15 protein-coding genes are annotated in these 17,137 nt (G+C 70.6%); 7 read left to right on the top strand and 8 right to left on the bottom strand.

Annotated elements, in window-relative coordinates:
- Positions 1-31 precede the first annotated feature (31 nt).
- A complete protein-coding gene (locus D457_RS0107865; RefSeq protein WP_039831069.1) occupies positions 32-964 on the top strand; it encodes a LysR family transcriptional regulator in 933 nt (310 codons plus the stop codon).
- Here the strand turns inward: D457_RS0107865 and D457_RS0107860 are convergent.
- Positions 954-1,874, bottom strand: a complete 921-nt coding sequence (locus tag D457_RS0107860; protein ID WP_039831088.1) for a DUF817 domain-containing protein — start codon at positions 1,872-1,874, stop codon at positions 954-956. The genes D457_RS0107865 and D457_RS0107860 overlap by 11 nt on opposite strands.
- 104 nt (positions 1,875-1,978) lie before the next feature.
- Here D457_RS0107860 and D457_RS0107855 point away from each other — a divergent pair, with 104 nt between their 5' ends.
- Complete coding sequence (locus D457_RS0107855; RefSeq protein WP_017580100.1) at positions 1,979-2,791, top strand: SDR family oxidoreductase; 813 nt, start codon at positions 1,979-1,981, stop codon at positions 2,789-2,791.
- 100 nt (positions 2,792-2,891) lie between these two features.
- Here D457_RS0107855 and D457_RS0107850 read toward each other — a convergent pair whose 3' ends face one another.
- From D457_RS0107850 to D457_RS0107825, 6 genes are all read right to left on the bottom strand, one after another.
- Complete coding sequence (locus tag D457_RS0107850) at positions 2,892-4,352, bottom strand: benzaldehyde dehydrogenase (RefSeq protein ID WP_017580099.1); 1,461 nt, start codon at positions 4,350-4,352, stop codon at positions 2,892-2,894.
- 75 nt (positions 4,353-4,427) lie between these two features.
- Positions 4,428-5,249: an ABC transporter ATP-binding protein gene (locus tag D457_RS0107845; RefSeq protein WP_017580098.1), complete on the bottom strand. Its 822-nt coding sequence runs from the start codon at positions 5,247-5,249 to the stop codon at positions 4,428-4,430.
- Positions 5,250-5,255: 6 nt separating this feature from the next.
- The gene (locus D457_RS0107840; RefSeq protein ID WP_017580097.1) at positions 5,256-6,152 is read right to left on the bottom strand and encodes an ABC transporter permease; all 897 of its coding nucleotides are present in this window, start codon (positions 6,150-6,152) and stop codon (positions 5,256-5,258) included.
- The gene (locus D457_RS0107835) at positions 6,149-6,988 is read right to left on the bottom strand and encodes an ABC transporter permease (RefSeq protein WP_017580096.1); all 840 of its coding nucleotides are present in this window, start codon (positions 6,986-6,988) and stop codon (positions 6,149-6,151) included. The genes D457_RS0107840 and D457_RS0107835 overlap by 4 nt, the downstream gene beginning before the upstream one ends.
- Positions 6,985-7,950 carry an ABC transporter substrate-binding protein gene (locus D457_RS0107830; RefSeq protein WP_017580095.1) on the bottom strand — a complete coding sequence of 322 codons (966 nt, stop codon included), beginning with the start codon at positions 7,948-7,950 and terminating at the stop codon, positions 6,985-6,987. Before D457_RS0107830 ends, D457_RS0107835 begins: the two co-directional genes overlap by 4 nt.
- A gap of 71 nt (positions 7,951-8,021) precedes the next feature.
- Positions 8,022-8,972: an ABC transporter substrate-binding protein gene (locus D457_RS0107825; RefSeq protein WP_017580094.1), complete on the bottom strand. Its 951-nt coding sequence runs from the start codon at positions 8,970-8,972 to the stop codon at positions 8,022-8,024.
- A gap of 349 nt (positions 8,973-9,321) precedes the next feature.
- On the opposite strand from D457_RS0107825, the gene D457_RS0107820 reads away from it, so the two are divergent.
- Entirely contained in the window at positions 9,322-10,266 is a 945-nt protein-coding gene (locus D457_RS0107820; RefSeq protein WP_017580093.1) for a sucrase ferredoxin, read from the top strand.
- 188 nt (positions 10,267-10,454) lie between these two features.
- Here the strand turns inward: D457_RS0107820 and D457_RS0107815 are convergent, their stop codons facing one another.
- The gene (locus D457_RS0107815; RefSeq protein ID WP_026116444.1) at positions 10,455-12,296 is read right to left on the bottom strand and encodes a serine/threonine protein kinase; all 1,842 of its coding nucleotides are present in this window, start codon (positions 12,294-12,296) and stop codon (positions 10,455-10,457) included.
- 287 nt (positions 12,297-12,583) lie between these two features.
- Between D457_RS0107815 and D457_RS0107810 the strand changes: the two genes are divergently transcribed.
- The 4 genes from D457_RS0107810 (at position 12,584) to D457_RS0107795 (ending at position 17,137) form a co-directional block, all read left to right on the top strand.
- The gene (locus D457_RS0107810) at positions 12,584-13,837 is read left to right on the top strand and encodes a cytochrome P450 (protein ID WP_017580092.1); all 1,254 of its coding nucleotides are present in this window, start codon (positions 12,584-12,586) and stop codon (positions 13,835-13,837) included.
- Positions 13,838-13,854: 17 nt separating this feature from the next.
- Positions 13,855-14,970, top strand: a complete 1,116-nt coding sequence (locus D457_RS0107805) for an endo-1,4-beta-xylanase (protein ID WP_017580091.1) — start codon at positions 13,855-13,857, stop codon at positions 14,968-14,970.
- A gap of 115 nt (positions 14,971-15,085) precedes the next feature.
- Complete coding sequence (locus tag D457_RS0107800; RefSeq protein WP_017580090.1) at positions 15,086-16,015, top strand: aminoglycoside phosphotransferase family protein; 930 nt, start codon at positions 15,086-15,088, stop codon at positions 16,013-16,015.
- A 132-nt stretch (positions 16,016-16,147) separates the two neighbouring features.
- Positions 16,148-17,137, top strand: coding sequence for an alpha/beta hydrolase (locus D457_RS0107795; protein WP_017580089.1), 990 nt, complete (start codon positions 16,148-16,150; stop codon positions 17,135-17,137).

The raw sequence follows: 17,137 nt of genomic DNA, 5'->3' as shown, positions 1-17,137 counted from the left end.
CATGATTTCACGTTGTTACATACTGTTTTGTATGAATGATCCTGATGTGGAGTCTCTGACCCGGATCCTCGCGCCCCGGTTGCGGATGCTGGCGGAGGTCGCCAGGACCGAGCACATCACCCATGCCGCCGAGGCGTTGAACATGCCCCAGCCCACGCTGAGCAGGGCTTTGGCCCGGTTTCAGGAGGAGCTGGGGATGGCTTTGGTGGAGCGCACCGGGCGGGGGATCCGTCTGACCCGGGCCGGTCGGCTGCTGTTGCCGCACGTGGATCGGGCACTGGACGATCTACGCCAGGGGGTGGCCGAACTCACTGGCGCGGAGGAGGGCCGGGTGGCGCTGACCTTCCTGCCCACCCTGGGTGTGGAGGTGGTGCCGGTGCTGCTGCGGGGGTTTCGGGCCGAGCATCCGGGGGTGCGGTTCACCCTGACCCAGGAGGCGTGGGCCGACTCCCTGCGCCGGCTGGCTTCGGGCGGCGCGGATCTGGCGCTGACCTCGCCGCTGCCCTCGGGGCCCGGATTGGTCTCGGCGGTACTCCACACCCAGTACCTGCGGTTGGTGGTGCCCGAACACCATCCGCTGGCCGATCAGGGTTCCGCCTCGTTGGCGCAGATCCGGGACGAGTTCATCCTGCTTAAACCGGGACGCGGGGTGCGGCACCTGACCGACCGGCTCAGCGACCAGGCGGGGTTCACCCCCCGGGTGGCCTTCGAGGCCGACGACATCGCCACCGCGCGCGGTCTGGTGGCGGCGGGTCTGGGGGTGTCGGTGCTGCCCGCCCGTCCCAAGGGGCCGTTGGCCGGGACGGTGGAGTTGCGGCTGCGCGACGGGAACGCCACTCGGCCGGTGGGGGTGGTCTGGCCGCAGGAGGGGTCGGGCGGCGGTTACGAGCCCCCGGCGGTGGCACTGTTCCGCGACTACGTGCGCCGGGTGGGCCCCGAGGTCATCCCCGACCTCACCGGCTGAGCGGGGCGGGGTCCCCGGGGCCTTCGGAGCTCTCCGGAGCCTTCATCGGCCGGGGCCGGTAGACGAAGGTCACCAGGACCACGGAGATGTTCATCAGCAGGAACCAGGCGACCAGCTTGGACAGCGGCACCAGCTCCCACCCCTCGGCCTGGTTGGGATAGATCCAGGCACCGGCGAAGGTGGCGATGTTCTCCGCCACCCAGATGAAGAAGGCCACGCCCAGGAAGGACGCCAGGATCGGCATCCGCCGCCAGGGCTGGGAGCGGTGGTTGCGAAAGTGCATGACGCAGCGGATGTTCAGTGCCACGACCAGGACCAGCAGGACCCAGCGCAGGTCGACCACGTAGTGGTGGCCGAAGAAGTTGGCGTAGATGGCCACCGCGAGCAGCGCGGTCGCCCAGCGGGGCGGGTAGTGGTCGAAGCGCAGGTCGAACAGGCGGAAGACCCGGACCATGTAGGAGCCCACCGCCGCGTACATGAAGCCGGTGTAGAGCGGAACCCCGGCGATCCAGAACAGGCCGTCGCCGCCGTAGTGCCAGGAGCCGACGGCGGTCTTGAAGAGCTCCATGGCGGTACCGACCAGGTGGAACAGGACGATCACCCACAGCTCGCGGCCGCTCTCCAGCTTCGTCAGGAGCATGAGCACCTGGATCGCGACCGCACCGACGACCAGGGCGTCGCTGCGGGAGAGCGCGGCACCTTCGGGATACCACAGGTGGGTGCCGAGCAGCAGGGCCAGCATCAGGGCACCGAAGATACAGGCCCAGGCCTGCTTGACCGTGAACACGGCGAACTCCAACAGGTACCCGCGTACCCTCCCCCGGCCGCTCAGGGACTCCAGGCGCCGGTGCGCCCAGGTGTCCAGGCGCTGCTCGACGGAGGTCAGGGCCCACTGTTGTCCACTTGTCATGCGCTCGATGGTACGAATCATCCGGATTATCCCCGAATCAGAGCGTGCGCCGCACGGTGAAAACCAGTTGTGGGAGCGGTTCCGCCCGATCAGGATGGGTCCCCATGAACGCTCAGCACAGCTCCGCGCAAACCCCCGCTCCAGCCGCACCCGCACCTTCCTCGGGACGCCCCGTCGTCCTGATCACCGGGGTGGGGCGCACCGTTGGGATCGGCGCGGCCATCGCCCGCCAGCTGGCGGAGTCCGGCTGGGACGTGGCCCGAACCCAGTGGACCCCCTATGACGACCGCATGCCCTGGGGTGTGGAGGCAGAGGCCAACGACACCATCGGGGCCGAGCTCACCGAACGCGGTGCCGCCACACTCGCTGTGGAGGCCGACATGGCCGACCCCGCCTCCCCCGCGCGCGTCTTCGACGAGGTCGAACAGCGCCTGGGCCCGGTACGTGCGCTGGTGATCTGCCACTGCGAGTCAGTGGACTCGGGGATCCTGGACACCAGCGTGGAGAGCTTCGACCGCCACTTCGCCGTCAACGCCCGCGCCCCTTGGCTACTGGTGCGCGAGTTCGGCCTGCGTTTTGCCGGGGAGCACGGCAGTGGCCGGATCATCGCCCTGACCAGCGACCACGTGGTCCACAACCTGCCCTACGGAGCCAGTAAGGGCGCGCTGGACCGGATCGTGCTGGCCTCGGCGCGCGAGTTCGCCCACCTGGGGGTGACCACCAACGTGATCAATCCGGGCCCGGTGGACACCGGCTGGATGCCCGACCAGGTGCGCGAGCACTGCACCGAGCACACCCCGCTGGGCCGCCTGGGTACACCGCGCGACACCGCACACCTGGTCGACTTCCTGTGCTCGCCGCAGGGAGGCTGGGTCAACGGCCAGCTCCTGAAGAGCGACGGCGGCATCTCCGCCTAGCTCTCCCCCACATCTCCCCCAGGCCCTCTCCACCCGGATGATCTTGCTACCAGGAGCAAGTTCGGCGCCGATTTCGCTTCTGGTAGCAAGATCACGGGGGTTAGAACGGGTAGCGGGCAGGGTCGGCCTGCATGGTGATCCACTGGGTCTCGGTGAAGGCCTCCAGGTTGGCGCGGGTGCCGCCGAAACGCGAGCCCGTGCCCGAGTACCCCACCCCGCCGAAGGGGGCCACCGCCTCGTCGTCCACGGTCTGGTCGTTGATGTGCACGATCCCGCTGGGGATACGGTCGGCGATCTCCATGCCGCGCATCGGATTGGTGGTGACCACACCCAGGGACAGCCCGTACTCGGTGGAATTGGCCAGCTCCACCAGCTCGTCCACCGAGGAGAAGCGCACCACCGGAGCGACCGGACCGAACACCTCCTCCGCGTAGGCGGGGGTTTCCGGGTTCACCCGGTCCAGGACGGTGGGCCGGTAGTACAGGTCCTGGTAGGTGCCGCCCGCGCGCAGCTGGGCCCCGTGCTGGACGCTGCTGGTGACCAAGTGGTGGATCTTGTCGCGCTGACCGGCGTCGATGATCGGCCCGAGCGCCGCACCGTCCTGTTCGGTGCTGCCCACGACCAGCGCCTCGGCCTTGGCGGCCAGGCGCTCCACGTAGGCGTCGGCCACCGACTCGTGCACCAGGTGGCGGCCGGTGGTCATGCAGATCTGCCCCTGGTGCAGGAAGGAGCCCCAGGCGCCGATGGCGGCGGCCGAGTCCAGGGCGGCGTCGTCCAGGATGACCAGCGGGGAGTTGCCGCCCAGCTCCAGGTGGGCGCGCTTGAGGTGGCGCGCGGCGGCCTCGCCCACCTTGCGGCCGGCCGGGGTGGAGCCGGTGAAGGAGATGACGCGTACGTGCGGGTCGGCGACCAGGGCCTCGCCCGCCTCGACCCCGCCGGGCAGGACCTGGAAGACCCCTTCGGGGACCCCGGCCTGACGGAAGGCCTCGGCCAGGACAGCGCCGCCGCACACAGCGGTGCGCGGGTCGGGCTTGAGGATGACAGCGTTGCCCAGGGCCAAGGCCGGAGCGACCGAGCGGATGCCCAGGATGAGAGGGACGTTGAACGGAGCGATCACCCCAACCACGCCCGCCGGGACCTGGCGGGAGAAGCTCAGCCGCGGCTTGGCGGTGCGCAGGATCTCACCGTGCGGTTGGGAGGCCAGGGCCGCGGCCTCGAAGCACTCACTGGCGGCCACGTGCACCTGGAAGCCGGCCATCCCGGCGGCCGCTCCGCCCTCGCGGCGCAGCCAGCCGGTGATCTCCTCCTCGTTGGCCTCCAGCAGGTCGCCGGCGCGGCGCATGACGGCGGCACGTTGCTCGTAGGAGGCGGCGGCCCAGTCGCGCTGGGCCTTGGCGGCGCGGACGGCGGCCTCGCGCACGTCCTCGGCGTCGGCGATGCCGGTGCGGCCCAGGACAGCGCCGGAGGAGGGCGAGACGACCTCGGCGTCACCGCCCCTGGCCGGGGTCCAGGCCCCGGTGAAGACGGCGCTGGTGAAATCCTCGGCGGCGAGCAGGCTCACGGTGTGGCTCCTTACGAAGGCGAATGCGGTACTGCGGGATGTGGCTTGTGCCAAGCGCGCGGGCGCGGGCGCGGTTCAGGCGACCGACTGGTCGGTGCCGCGTTTGGCGCGTTGAATCTGGGCATAGACGCGGGCGCGCAGGTCGGTGAAGCGTTCGTCCTGGCGGGTGGTGAGCTGGTCGCGTTCGGTCGGCAGGTCCACGGTGATGTTGTCCTGGACGACGGTGGGCGAGTTGGACAACACCAGCACCCGTTCGCCCAGGTAGACGGCTTCATCGATGTCGTGGGTGACGAACAGGACGGTCACCCCCAGGCGCTGCCAGATCTCGCGGACCAGATCCTCCAGGTCGGCACGGGTCTGGGCGTCCACGGCGGCGAAGGGCTCGTCCATGAGCAGCACCTGGGGTTCGTAGGCGATCGCCCGGGCGATGGCCACGCGCTGCTGCATGCCGCCAGAGAGCTGCCAGGGGTAGGAGTCGGCGAACGTGGTTAGGCCGACCGCCTCCAGGGACTCGGTGACCAGTTCGGTCCGGCGGGCCTTGGGCAGCTTCTTCTCCTTGAGCGGGAGTTCCACGTTCTCGCGCACGCTCATCCACGCGAACAGGCTGCGCCCGTACTCCTGGAAGACCACGGCCATGCCGGGCGGTGGGGCCAGGACCGGTTGGTCGGCCAGTTCCACGGTGCCGCTGGTGGGTGCCATGAGCCCGGCGATGCACTTGAGCAGGGTGGTCTTGCCGCAGCCGGAGGGGCCGACCAGGCAGACCAGTTCGCCCTCGGCGAGTTCGAAGGTGAGGTCGCGGACGGCCTCCACGGCCGTGGCGCCGCCATTGTAGATCTTCTGCAGGCCGGTGACTTTGAGCATGGCGGGTCGTTCCCCCTGGTTGTCGCTGTGGTTCATGGTGTCTCACTCCCCCCGGTTGGCGGCGCGCAGGCCGCGGTACCAGCCCAGGACACGGCCCTCGACAAGCTCGAACAGGGACGAGAGCAGGAAGCCGATCACGCCGAGCAGGACCATGCCAGCCCACATCTCGGGAATGGCGAAGGTGCGCTGGAACTGCACGATGGCGAAACCCAGGCCGCTGGAGCTGGCGAACATCTCGCTGATCACCATGAGGATGATGGCCAGGGCCAGGGCCAGGCGCAGACCGGCCATGATCTGCGGGCTGGCCGAGCGCAGTACCAGCACCCGCAGTCGGGTCACCCCGGAGATCCCGTAGCAGCGGGCCGTGTCGGACAGGACCGGGTCGACCGCACGCACGCCCTCGACGGTGTTGAGCAGGATGGGCCACACGCAGCCGAAGACGATCACCATGATCTTCATGGAGTCGTCGATCCCGGCGAGCATGATCATCAGCGGGACGAACACGGGCGGCGGGATAGCGCGCAGGAACTCCAGGACGGGTTCGATGGTGGCGCGCACACGTGCGTCCAGGCCGAGCAGGACGCCCAATCCGACGCCGATCACGGCGGCGATCGCGAACCCAGTGAGCAGGCGGCCCAGGCTGGGCAGCACGTCCACGAAGAAGCGTTCGGAGAACCACAGGTCGGCGAAGGCCGAGGCGATGGCAGCGGGGGTGGGCGTGTAGAAGCTGGCACCGGGCTGGGCGGTGATCGCCCAGTACACACCGACGATCAGGGTCGGCAGGGCCAGCACGTGCAGCAGGCGCAGGCCGATCCCGGGGGCTCCGGGGCGGCGTCGGCTCGCGGTGAAGCGGGCGGCGCGACCTTCGGGGCCCCGGCCGGGTCCTTCGTGGTCACTCGTACCGGTGGCGCCGGGTTCGACGGTGGTGGGCTGGCTCATGCGGCGACCTCCCCGCGGACGGACGTGTGCCAGCGCAGGACGCGCCGTTCGAGGGCGCGCACGCCGATGTTGATGACCACGCCGAGGATGCCGGTGGCGACGATCCACGCGTAGACCAGGGCGACGGCGCCGCCCTGCTGGGCGTTGGTGATCTGGGCCCCGATTCCGGGGGAGCCGATGATCAGCTGGGCGGTGATGGACAGGATGAGGCCAACGGCGGCGGCCAGGCGCAGACCGGTCATCAGGTAGGGCAGGGTGGTGGGCCACACGACGTAGCGGATGCGGGCCAGGCGGCCCAGGCCGTAGGAGCGGGCGGTCTGTTCGGCGACCGGGTCCACGTCGGCTACCCCGTAGAGCACCTGAATGTAGATCAGCCAGAAACAGGCGTACACGACCAGGAGCAGGGTGGAACGGATGTCGGTGCCGTACATCAGCACGGCCAGCGGGATGAGCGCCACCGAGGGGATGGGCCGCAGGAAGTCGACCGTGGAGGTGGTGAAGGCGCGCAGCCGGGGTGTGGCGCCCAGGGCGAAGCCGATCAGGATGGCGGCGGCCAAGGCGATGGCCAGGCCCAGCGCCCATCCGTACAGGGTGTGGCCGATGGCCTCCCAGAAGGGTGCGGTGGTGGCGCGCTGGGCCAGGGTGGTCAGGACTTCGGAGACCGGCGGGAAGTAGCGTTCGGGCACCGCGCCCAGGCGGGGCGCGATCTCCCACAGTGCGAGCAGCCCGATGATGCCCAGGGAGCCCAGCAGGGGCCGGTTGGGCGCAGAGCGGCTGAGCACCGGGCGTCGAGGCGCGGATCGGCCGGGTTGGGGGCGCTGGAGTGTGGCGGTCATCGGATCAGCGTTTCCAGGTCGGGGTCGGCGTCGATGATGCCGTCGGCGGCCATCAGCTCGGCCAGGGTCTGTACGGCCTCGGTGTCGATCCGGGCGGGGAAGCGCGGCCAGCGCAGCTGGTCGAACAGGTCCGGGTCGATCTCGGTGTAGGCGGTGAGGGTCTGGGTGGTCTCCTCGGGGTTGTCCTCGGCGTAGGCCAGGGACTCGTTCATCGCCTCGGTGAAAGCGTCGACTGTGTCGGGGTCCTGGGCGATGAGTTCGTCGGAGGTGAAGTAGGTGGCGATGGACAGCTCCGGGTGCAGGTCCACGAAGTTGCCCGCGATCTGGGTGGCGCCCTGCTGGAGGGCGACGGTGAGGAAGGGTTCGACCACCCAGGCGGCGTCGACCTGGCCGTTGTCCAGGGCGCCGGGCATGTCAGGGAAGGCGAGTTCGATGAAGTCGAGGTCGGTGGGGTCCCCGCCCGCCACGCGCACGGAGTTGCGTACCGAGGTGTCGCCGATGTTGTTGAGGTTGTCGATCGCCACGGTGGCGCCGTCCAGGTCGGCGGGGTCGGTGACGTCGCTGTCAGCGGGCACGACCAGGGCGCTGTAGTCGGTGTCGGCGTCGCCGGTGGTGGTCATGCCATTGGCGACCACGGTCAGGGGCAGGCCCTGTTCGCGGGCGATGATCAGGGAGGCGACGTTGCCGAAGGCGAAGTCGAGCTCTCCGCTGACCACGCGGGGGACGGTGGTGGCGCCGCCCCCGCCGGTCTCGATGGTCACGTCCAGGCCCCGCTCGGAGAAGAAACCCTGTTCCACCCCGAGGTAGAGGGGCGCGACCGCGGTGATGGGCAGGACGCCCACGCTGACTGGGGTGAGCCCGCCCTCGGAAGCGGCGGTGTCGCCGGAACCGCAGGCGGTGGCGGTCAGGGTGAGTGCGGCGCCTGCGGCGAGCACGCCCAGGGTGGTCTTCGTAGCGGTCATGTGATCTCTCCTGAGGACGGGCAAGGTGGGGCGGATGCGGGTTGGGGCGGAGCTGGGCTGTGCGAGCGGGGTCAGTTCAGGAGCGGGTCGAGGTCGGGGGCGGAGTCCAGAAGGCCGTCGGTGACCATCAGGTCTGCGAGCACCCGCACGGACTCCTCGTTGATCTGTCCGGGGAAGCGCGGCAGGGCCATCAGCTCGATGAGGTCGGGGTCGATCTCGGTGTAGGTGGCCAGGATGCGGCGGACCTCGTCGGGGTTGTCCTCGGCGTAGGCGAGGGATTCGTGGAGCGCCTCGGTGATCCCCTCGAAGAGCTCCGGGGCCTCGGCCATCCGATCCTCTGCGGTGAAGTAGGCGGCCACGGACAGGTCGGGGTGGGTGTCCACAAAGTTGGAGGCGATCTCGCGGTGCCCGGCCTCGCGGATGGTGGAGGCGAAGGGTTCCACGGCCCAGACGGCGTCGATCTGGCCGGTCTCCAGGGCTGCGGGCATGTCCGGGAAGGGCAGTTCAACGAAGTCGACCGCGGCCGGGTCCCCGCCCGCCTCGCGCACGGACTGGCGGACGGTGGTGTCGCCGATGTTGTTGAGGTTGTTGGCGGCCACGGTCAGGCCCTCCAGTTCGGCGGCGCTGGTGACGTCGCTGTCGGAGAGGACGAACACCCCACCGAAGTCGCCTCCCTGCTCTCCTGCGCTGGTGACGCCGTTGGTGAGGGTGGTCAGGGGCAGGCCCTGTTCGCGGGCGACGATGAGCGAGACCACGTTGCTGAAGGCGAAGTCGAACTCGCCGCTGATCACCCCGGGGACGATCGCGGCCCCGCCGGATCCGGACTCCAGTTGGAGGTCGATGCCGCGGTCGGTGAAGAACCCCTGTTCCACACCGAGGTAGACGGGGGCCACGTCGACGATCGGGATGACCCCTGCGGTGACGCTGGTCAGGCCGTCGGGGTCGTCGTTAGTGGCGGTGCCGCAGGCCGTGGCGGCCAGCAGCGCAACCGCCGCGGTCAGGGCGGCCGGGATCGGGCGCATCGCAACTCCAACTGGTGAGGGGGCGGGGTGGGACGCGACCACCCAGATTTGTACGCTTAGCGCACATGTGTTCTGAAAGTGAACATAGGTGATCCGCATCACCGGGTCAAGGTGTGCCCGGGGCACATTTCGAACACGTGAACAGCGGAGGATCGGATGACCACGCCTGGTCAGGGCCTTTTCGCGCGCGACCAGAGCCCGGACAGACCCCACCCGCACCCCGGAGCGCCCGGGCCGAGCGGAACAGGATAGGGTTGCCTAACCAAACCGCCACGTGAGGTGAACGCCCGCATCGACGGCGTCCTCACGCGAGCCCAGCAGTGAGCACCACCCGATTGGACGTGGACCCGTGCGGCTTCCCACCGCCCCGGACGGCCGCCGAGGCTGTTCGGCACTGGCCCGCTACACCGACGAGCAGATCGCGGGCACCGCGGGCTCCAGCAGCGGCTGGCTCCTGGTCGAACACAACGGCCCCTGGCGTCACCCGGGCTTCGCCAGCCCCGGCCTGGACAAGGCGGTCGTCTCCCAGCTGGCCGAACGCATCGCCGGCCACGCCGTCAGGCCGCAGCTCATCAAGCGCCCCGGGGCCAACGAACGCACCCCCGCCGACGGCCCGCTGCGCGCCTACCTCGTCCACACCAGCCGCACCCGCCCCTGGACGCGCCGAATCGACTTCCACAACCTGGCCGAACTGCTGGAGATCGACGTCACCGCCGCCGAGCGCCCCGAACCGCCCTCCTTCGGCACCGCGGTGGACCACACCCTCTACCTGGTGTGCACCCACGCCAAGAAGGACCCCTGCTGCGCAATGCTGGGCCGCCCGGTCGCCGCCGCGCTGTCCGAGGGCCAGGCCGAGGTCTGGGAAACCACCCACGTGGGCGGGGACCGCTTCGCCGCCAACCTGGTGACCCTGCCCCAGGGCGTGTACTTCGGCCGCCTGGACCCGGAGTCGGCACAGTCGACCGTGGCCGCCTTCGAGCGTGGGCTGGTCCTGCCGGAGAACTACCGGGGCCGCTGCACCGACTCCGGGTCCGCCCAGGCCGCCGAGGCCGCACTGCGCGCCCACATCGTCGCCCCCGTGGGCGTCAACGCCATCACCCACCTGGCCGAGGAGGAGAGCGAGGACGGGGTCCGGCTCACCCTGGGCCACGACGGCGGCCTGTACTCGGTGTCGGTGGAGACCGTGGAGGGCCAGGAGTGCCCCACCACCTGCTCGGCGCTCTCCCCCACCCGCCCGGTGCACCACCGGGTAAGAGAGATTCGCGGCGGCCTGACCAGAGGCGCCGCGGTGTAAAGCCGCTCCTGATCTTCGAAGGCCGAGGGACCGGCCCCGTGGCGCGGGGCCGGTCCCTCCTTGCCCGCAGGACGGCGCCATCGGGCAGAGACACACCTGCACTGGTCACACCGATGAGGGGGCGGGCCCGGTCGGGCCCGCCCCCTCATGGTGGTTCGTGTGTCGTCGTTCGTGTCGGTCCCGGCCGGTCAGGCCCAGAAACCGAAGTTGTACAGCAGGAAGTTGGTGGCGGCGATGGCGCCCAGCGCCAGCACCGACCCGGTGACGAACGAGGTCCGCAGCGAACGCACCAGGAACTCCAACGACAGCAGGTTGTTGAGGATGAAGTACCCCAGCATCATCCCGTGCCAGAACGAGTCCAGGTTCCACGGCTCGAAGAAGTAGGCCGACCCGGTCCACACGTCGGTCTCGGTGGTGAACCACGACCACGCCAGCGCCGCGCCGTACCCCAGCGGGATCTGGATGATCGGGATGATCATCCACGGCAGCAGCTTGACGAAGCCCCACAGGCCCGGTTGGTCGGCCCGGCGCGCCTCGGACTGGGCCCGCCGCGCGGCGTCCTGCTCAGCGCGCACACGCTCGCGGTGGGCGCGCTCGGCCTCCTGACGGCGCCGCTGCTCCTCCTGCTGCTCCTGGGCCCTTCGCTGCTGCGCCATCTGCCGCTGGCGCTGTTCCTCGGCCTGCCGGTACTGCTGTTCCTGCTGCTGGCGGGGGGCGGTCTGCGGACTGCGGCGCTCGCCGTACAGGTCGGCGTAGGGGTCGTCGTCGACCGGACGTCCCTGGCCCTGGCCGAACTGCTGGGTGGGCTGGTACCCACCCTGGTTCGGCGGCTGCTGGTACTGGGACGTGGGCGGAACCTGCCCCTGCCCCGGCTGCCCCGGCGCCTGGGTTCCGGACTGGGTTCCGGGGAACTGAGCCGTGGGCTGGTAGGGAGCGCCCTGCTGGTTGCCCAGCACCGAGGTCGCACCCGCCGAGGGGTCCTGGGTACCGTAACCGCCCGACGGTGCCACCTGGGTGGACTGGTCGTCGCCGAAGGCGCCCGCGGCCGCGGCACCGGCCACCGCACCAGCGGCGCCGCCCAGCGCCGCCGCGCCGCCCGCACCCAGCACCTCGGTCCGCTGGTGGCCACCGGTCGCCCCGGGGTCGCCCGCCGAGGTCGCCAGAGCCTTGTTGACCTTGGCCACCTGCTCCTGCACGCCCATCATCACCGCCGGGGGCAGCCAGGAGGCACCGGCGTGCACGTCGCCCAGGTAGTCCAGGATCTCGCCCGGGCCCGGCCGCCCGCGCACGTCCTTCGAAAGACAGGCCGCGATCAGGTGCCGCAGCGACTCGGGGACCGCGGACAGGTCCGGTTCCTTGCTGATGATGCGCATGACCATCGTGGGCATGTTGCCCTCACCGAAGGGCCCGGTGCCCGCCGCCGCGAACGCCAGCACCGCACCGTAGGCGAACAGGTCGCTGGCGGGCGTGAGCTCGGTCCCCTGCACCTGCTCGGGACTCATGAACCCCGGGGTGCCGATCACCGACTGCGTGGCCGCGGTGCCGTCGGTGGCCCGCGCGATACCGAAGTCGATCACCCGCGGCCCGTCCTCGGACAGCAGCACGTTGCCGGGCTTGAGGTCGCGGTGGATCAGCCCGACCCGGTGGATCTCGCCCAGGGCCTCGGCCAGACCGGCCGCCAGCACCATCATGCTGGCCTCGGGCAGCGGGCCGTGGGCCTGCACCGCCTCGTCCAGCGGCAGAGAGGGCACGTAGGAGGTGACCAGCCAGGGCACCTCGTCATCGGGCCCGGCGTCGATGACCGGGGCGGTGAACGCCCCGCTGACCTGCCGGGCCGCGTTGACCTCCCGGGCGAACCGCTGCCTGAAGGAAGGGTCCGTGGCCAGGTGCGGATGGATGCGCTTGATCGCGACCGCGCGGCCACCGGCCGAGCGCCCGAAGAACACCTGACCCATGCCACCGGCGCCCAAGCGCCCGATCAGCCGATACCGACCGACCCGCTCCGGATCAGTGCTCTCTAGCGGCCCCAACGTCCTCAACCTCCGGCTCTGCGGCGTGTTCCTACCGAACGGGGCCCCAGTCTAGGGCCCCGGTTCCCCGTACGGACCATCGTGACCATGTGTGATCCGCGCCGGTGCGCCGGGGTTCACGGGAAGGCGGCGGAGGTTCCCAGAAGAGGGATCGGCGTGAGGCCGGAACGTCCGGACCCGGGCACAGAGTTCCCGACTGGCCACAGACGGCCAACTCAGAGCTCCGACCAGGCAGGAGGGGAAGGGCCCCCTAGGGTCGAAAGCGCCACCGAGAGGATTCGACGCCCATGCAGATTCTCGACACCCTCCGCATCGACACCCGACTGCGGGTGGCCCACGGCGTGTCGTGGCTCACCGCGCAGAGCGGCGACCATCCCAGCCGCCTCCTGCACTGGCCCTGGCGGGAGAACCCCTACCCCACCTACCGCAGGCTGCGGGAACAGGGCCCGGTTGTCTCCAGCCGTCTGCCCTTCCGGACCGCCACCACCCGCGCCGCCGTCGACCAGGTCCTGCGCTCCCGCGACTTCGGTGTCGAACCCCCCGGCGACCTGGAGCTCCCCGAGCAGTTCAACGCCGTCGAACTGTCCTTCCTCCAAATGGACCCGCCCGACCACACCCGGCTGCGCACACTCGCCCGGCCCGCGTTCAGCCCCCGGCGGATGGCCGAGTACCGTACCGAGATCGAGAAGATCACCGCCGAACTCCTGGACACGGCCCTGGCGCGCGGGGAGTTCGACCTCATGCGCGACTTCGCCCAGCCCCTGCCCATCACGGTGATCAGCCGACTGCTGGGGGTCCCCGAACGCGACAACGCCGACTTCGTCCGCATCGGATACGTGATCGGCGGGGCCCTGGACGGGGCCGGCTCGGCGCGTCACCTGCGGGAAATCAGGGACGCGACGGCAGAATTGGACCTGTTGTTCGAGCGTTTGATGGCCGAACGCCGCACCAACCCGCGCGGGGACGTGGTCTCCACCCTGGTCAAGCAGTCCGACGACGGGGAGCTGACCGCGGCCGAGCTGGGTTCGATGTGCCGTCTGTTGCTGCTCGCCGGGTTCGAGACCACGGTGAACCTGATCGGGAACGGAGTGATGGCCCTGCTGCGCCACCGGGAACAGTGGGAGCGGCTGGTCGCCGACCCCGAGCTGGCAACCGGAGCGGTGGAAGAGGTCCTGCGCTTCGACTCCCCGGTCCAGCTCACCGGGCGCTGGGCCCGACGGGACACCGAGGTGGAGGGCGTCCGGGTTCGCACCGGTGAGCAGGTGATATGCCTGATCGGATCGGCCAACCGGGACCCCGGACACTTCGGGGACCCGGACCGGTTCGACATCACCCGGTCCGACTCCGCTGAGCATCTGGCCTTCTCCGGCGGCGCCCACTACTGCCTGGGGGCGCCACTAGCCAGGCTGGAAGGGGAGATCGCCTTCCGAGCCCTGGCGCAGCGGGCCCCGGGGCTGCGTCCCACGGCGATGCCCACCCGGCGGGGCACCCTGACGGTACGGTCCCTGTCCGCGTTCCCGGTCACCGCCGGGCGCCGGTAGAGGGCGGGGCCGCAAGGGTGCATGAAGCTGTCCAGGACGGCTGGCGTTCGGCCACGCGCGGGCGGGGTGTTCTGCTGTCGGCGGGGGCGGTGTGCGTGGTCATCTTCGTGGTGGTAACAGTTCTGGTGCTGCTCCTTCCTGGGCCGGTCGAGGAACCTGCGAGTGAGCTTCCCGGCTTGGCCGAGGCCCACGGGATCAAGCTGGGCGTGGCGGTGGCGGTCAACCCGCTGGCGCACGATGCCGTGTACCGGGACCTGGTCACCGACCACTACACGTCGGTGACGGCCGAGAACACAATGAAGTGGCAGCACGTCCAGCCTGAGAGGTACGAGTTCGACTGGAGCGGACCGGACCTCATGGTGGACTTCGCCGAGGACAACGGGCTGTCCGTCCGCGGGCACACGCTGCTGTGGCACAACCAGCAGCCCGACTGGCTGGCGCAGGGGTTCTTCGACGCCGACGAGCTGCGCACGGTCATGCGCGAGCACACCGAGGCGCTGCTGGGCCGCTACGAGGGCAGGATCGACTCCTGGGACGTGATCAACGAGCCCTTCGAGGAGAACTCCCCCGAGCTGCGCGAGAACCTGTGGTACCAGACCCTGGGCGAGGACTACATCGCCGAGGCCCTGTGGATGGCGCACGAGGCGGACCCCGAGGCCAAGCTGTACATCAACGAGTTCAACACCGAGGGCAGCGGGGAGAAGGCCGACGCCCTGTACGAGCTCTCCTCGAGCCTGCTGGAGCGCGGTGTACCCCTGCACGGCATCGGTTTCCAGGGGCACTTCGTGCACGGCAGCGTCCCCGACGACCTGGCCGAGAACATGCAGCGCTTCGCCGACCTGGGTCTGGACGTGGAGATCAGCGAGCTGGACGTGCGTATCCCCGAACCGGTCACCCCGGAGGACCTGGCCGCCCAGGCCGACGAGTACCGGCACGTCCTGGAGTCCTGCCTGGCGGTCTCGCGCTGCGTCGGGGTGTCGGTGTGGGGTGTGACCGACGCGCACTCCTGGATCCCGGAGTGGTTCCCCGGTTACACCGCCGCGCTGCCCTTCGACGAGGACTACGCTCCCAAGCCCGCGCTGGGCGGGATGGTGGAGGCGCTCAGCCGCAACGGCCGCCGCGCGCGACGCTGAGCGCCCCCGTCCCCGGCCCCGGTTGGCAGGCCCAGGATGGCGGGTGCGGGCCGGGGCCCGCACCCGCCATCCTGGGCGCTTCCACACGTGCTCTCTTTCACCCAGGAGTCCCACCATGGACAACAGCGCTATCCGCCCGGTCGATGTGCCCCGGGAGCTGATCGAGAGCGTCACCGGGTTCTTTGGCCCGGCCTGGGCTGATGAGCTGCCAGCTCTGGTCCGGCGCCAGAGCGACCGGTGGGGGCTGCGTCAGACCGGGGAGCCGATGCACGGCGCCCTGGCCCTGGTACTCCCGGTCGAGCGCGCGGACGGGAGCCCGGCCGTCCTCAAGCTCCAGCCGCAGGACGCCGAGACCGAGGGTGAACCCGTCGCGCTGCGCGCCTGGGACGGAGACGGGGCCGTGCGCCTGCTGGAGCACGACCCCGAAACCGCGGCCATGCTGCTGGAGCCCCTCGAGGCCGGACGCAGGCTGGACCAGGAGCCCCTGGACGAGGCACTGGAGGTGATCGGCGGTCTGCTCGCACGGCTGAACGCCCACCCCGCACCAGAAGGGGTACGCGGTCTGGGACCCATCACCCGCGACATCGCCGAGCGCGGCCGAGCCAAACTCGACCGGGTCGAGAGCGTCTGGCGCCCGGTGTACGAACGCTGGGCGGCCATCGCCGAGGAGATGGCCGCCCAGCCCGGTGATCGCCTGTTGCACTGGGACCTGCACTACGAGAACATCCTGGCCCCGTTGGAGGGCTCAGCCGCCGCCCGGCGCGGTCCCTGGCTGGCCATCGACCCCAAACCACTGGCGGGTGATCCGGGTTTCGAGCTGTTGCCCGCGCTGCGCAACCGCTGGGCGGAGGCTGAGGGGACCGGTGACCCGGTCCGCGCCACGCGGCACCGTTTCGACCTGATCACCGAGGTCGCCGGGATCGACCGGGGCCGTGCCCGTGCCTGGACCCGCGTGCGCCTGCTCCAGGACTGCCTGTGGATGGAGGCCGCCCGCCACGGGGTGCCCCGCTTCCACGCCCTGATGGACCAGGCCATGGAGGGTTGAGGGCCTCGGGGTCGACGGTGGGGAGGGTCGCAAGCGGCAAGGAGGGAGAGTTCAGGCCCTGGAGTTCCGTGCGCTGCCAGGGGCATGATGGGGCCTGCACCGCCGCCCCCTCACCCCCTTTCGGAGGCCACCGTGTCCGTTCCCCCTCGTCCTCCCTTCGATCCCGAACTCGCCGCCGCTCTGGTCGAGGTGGGCGGGGAGATCCCGCCCGCCATCACCCCGGAGATGATCCCGCTCCTGCGGTCGGAGGGCGCCAAACGCGCGCCGGGCGCCGACGTGGACATGACGCTGGGCGGGGTGTTCCGGGAGGAGGAGCACGCCGCCCGGGGTGCGGACGGCACCGAGGTACCGCTGCTGGTGTGGCGGCCGGAGCGGACCACGGCGGCTACCGGGGCGCTGTTCTGGATCCACGGCGGCGGGATGGTCGCGGGCACCCACCGCGGCTGGGAGGTCCCCCGGTTGCTGGAGTTCGCCCGGGAGCTGGACCTGGTGCTGGTCTCGGTGGACTACCGGCTGGCGCCGGAGCACCCGCATCCTGTCCCGGTCGAGGACTGCTATGCCGGTCTGCTGTGGGTGGCCGATCAGGCCGGGGATCTGGGTGTGGCCCCGGATCGGCTGGTCATCGGCGGGGCCAGCGCCGGGGGCGGGCTGGCGGCCGCCACCTGTCTGCTGGCCCGGGACCGGGGCGGTCCCTCGCTGCTGGGTCAGTTGCTGCTGGGCCCGATGCTGGACGACCGCAACGACTCGGTTTCCGCGCGGCAGATGGTAGGGGTCGGGGTGTGGGACCGGGTGTCCAACGCGACCGGTTGGGGCGCGCTGCTGGGCGCGGACCGGGGCGGGCCGGACGTGTCGCCCTACGCCGCCCCGGCTCGGTGCGAGGACCTCTCCGGGCTGCCCCCTGCGTTCCTGGACGTGGGTTCGGCCGAGACTTTCCGGGACGAGGTGGTGGAGTACGCGTCACGGATCTGGCAGGCGGGCGGGGCGGCGGAGCTGCACGTGTGGCCGGGCGGGTTCCACTCATTCGACGGGTTCGCGCCCGGGGCCGCGCTCAGTCTGGAAGCCTCGGCCCAGCGCCTGCCGTGGCTGCGCCGGATCCTGGCGGGGTGGACCCGACCGGAGTGA

The organism is Nocardiopsis valliformis DSM 45023, assembly GCF_000340985.1.
Classification (GTDB): Bacteria; Actinomycetota; Actinomycetes; order Streptosporangiales; family Streptosporangiaceae; genus Nocardiopsis; species Nocardiopsis exhalans.
This window is presented reverse-complemented; position numbering and strand designations above follow the sequence as displayed.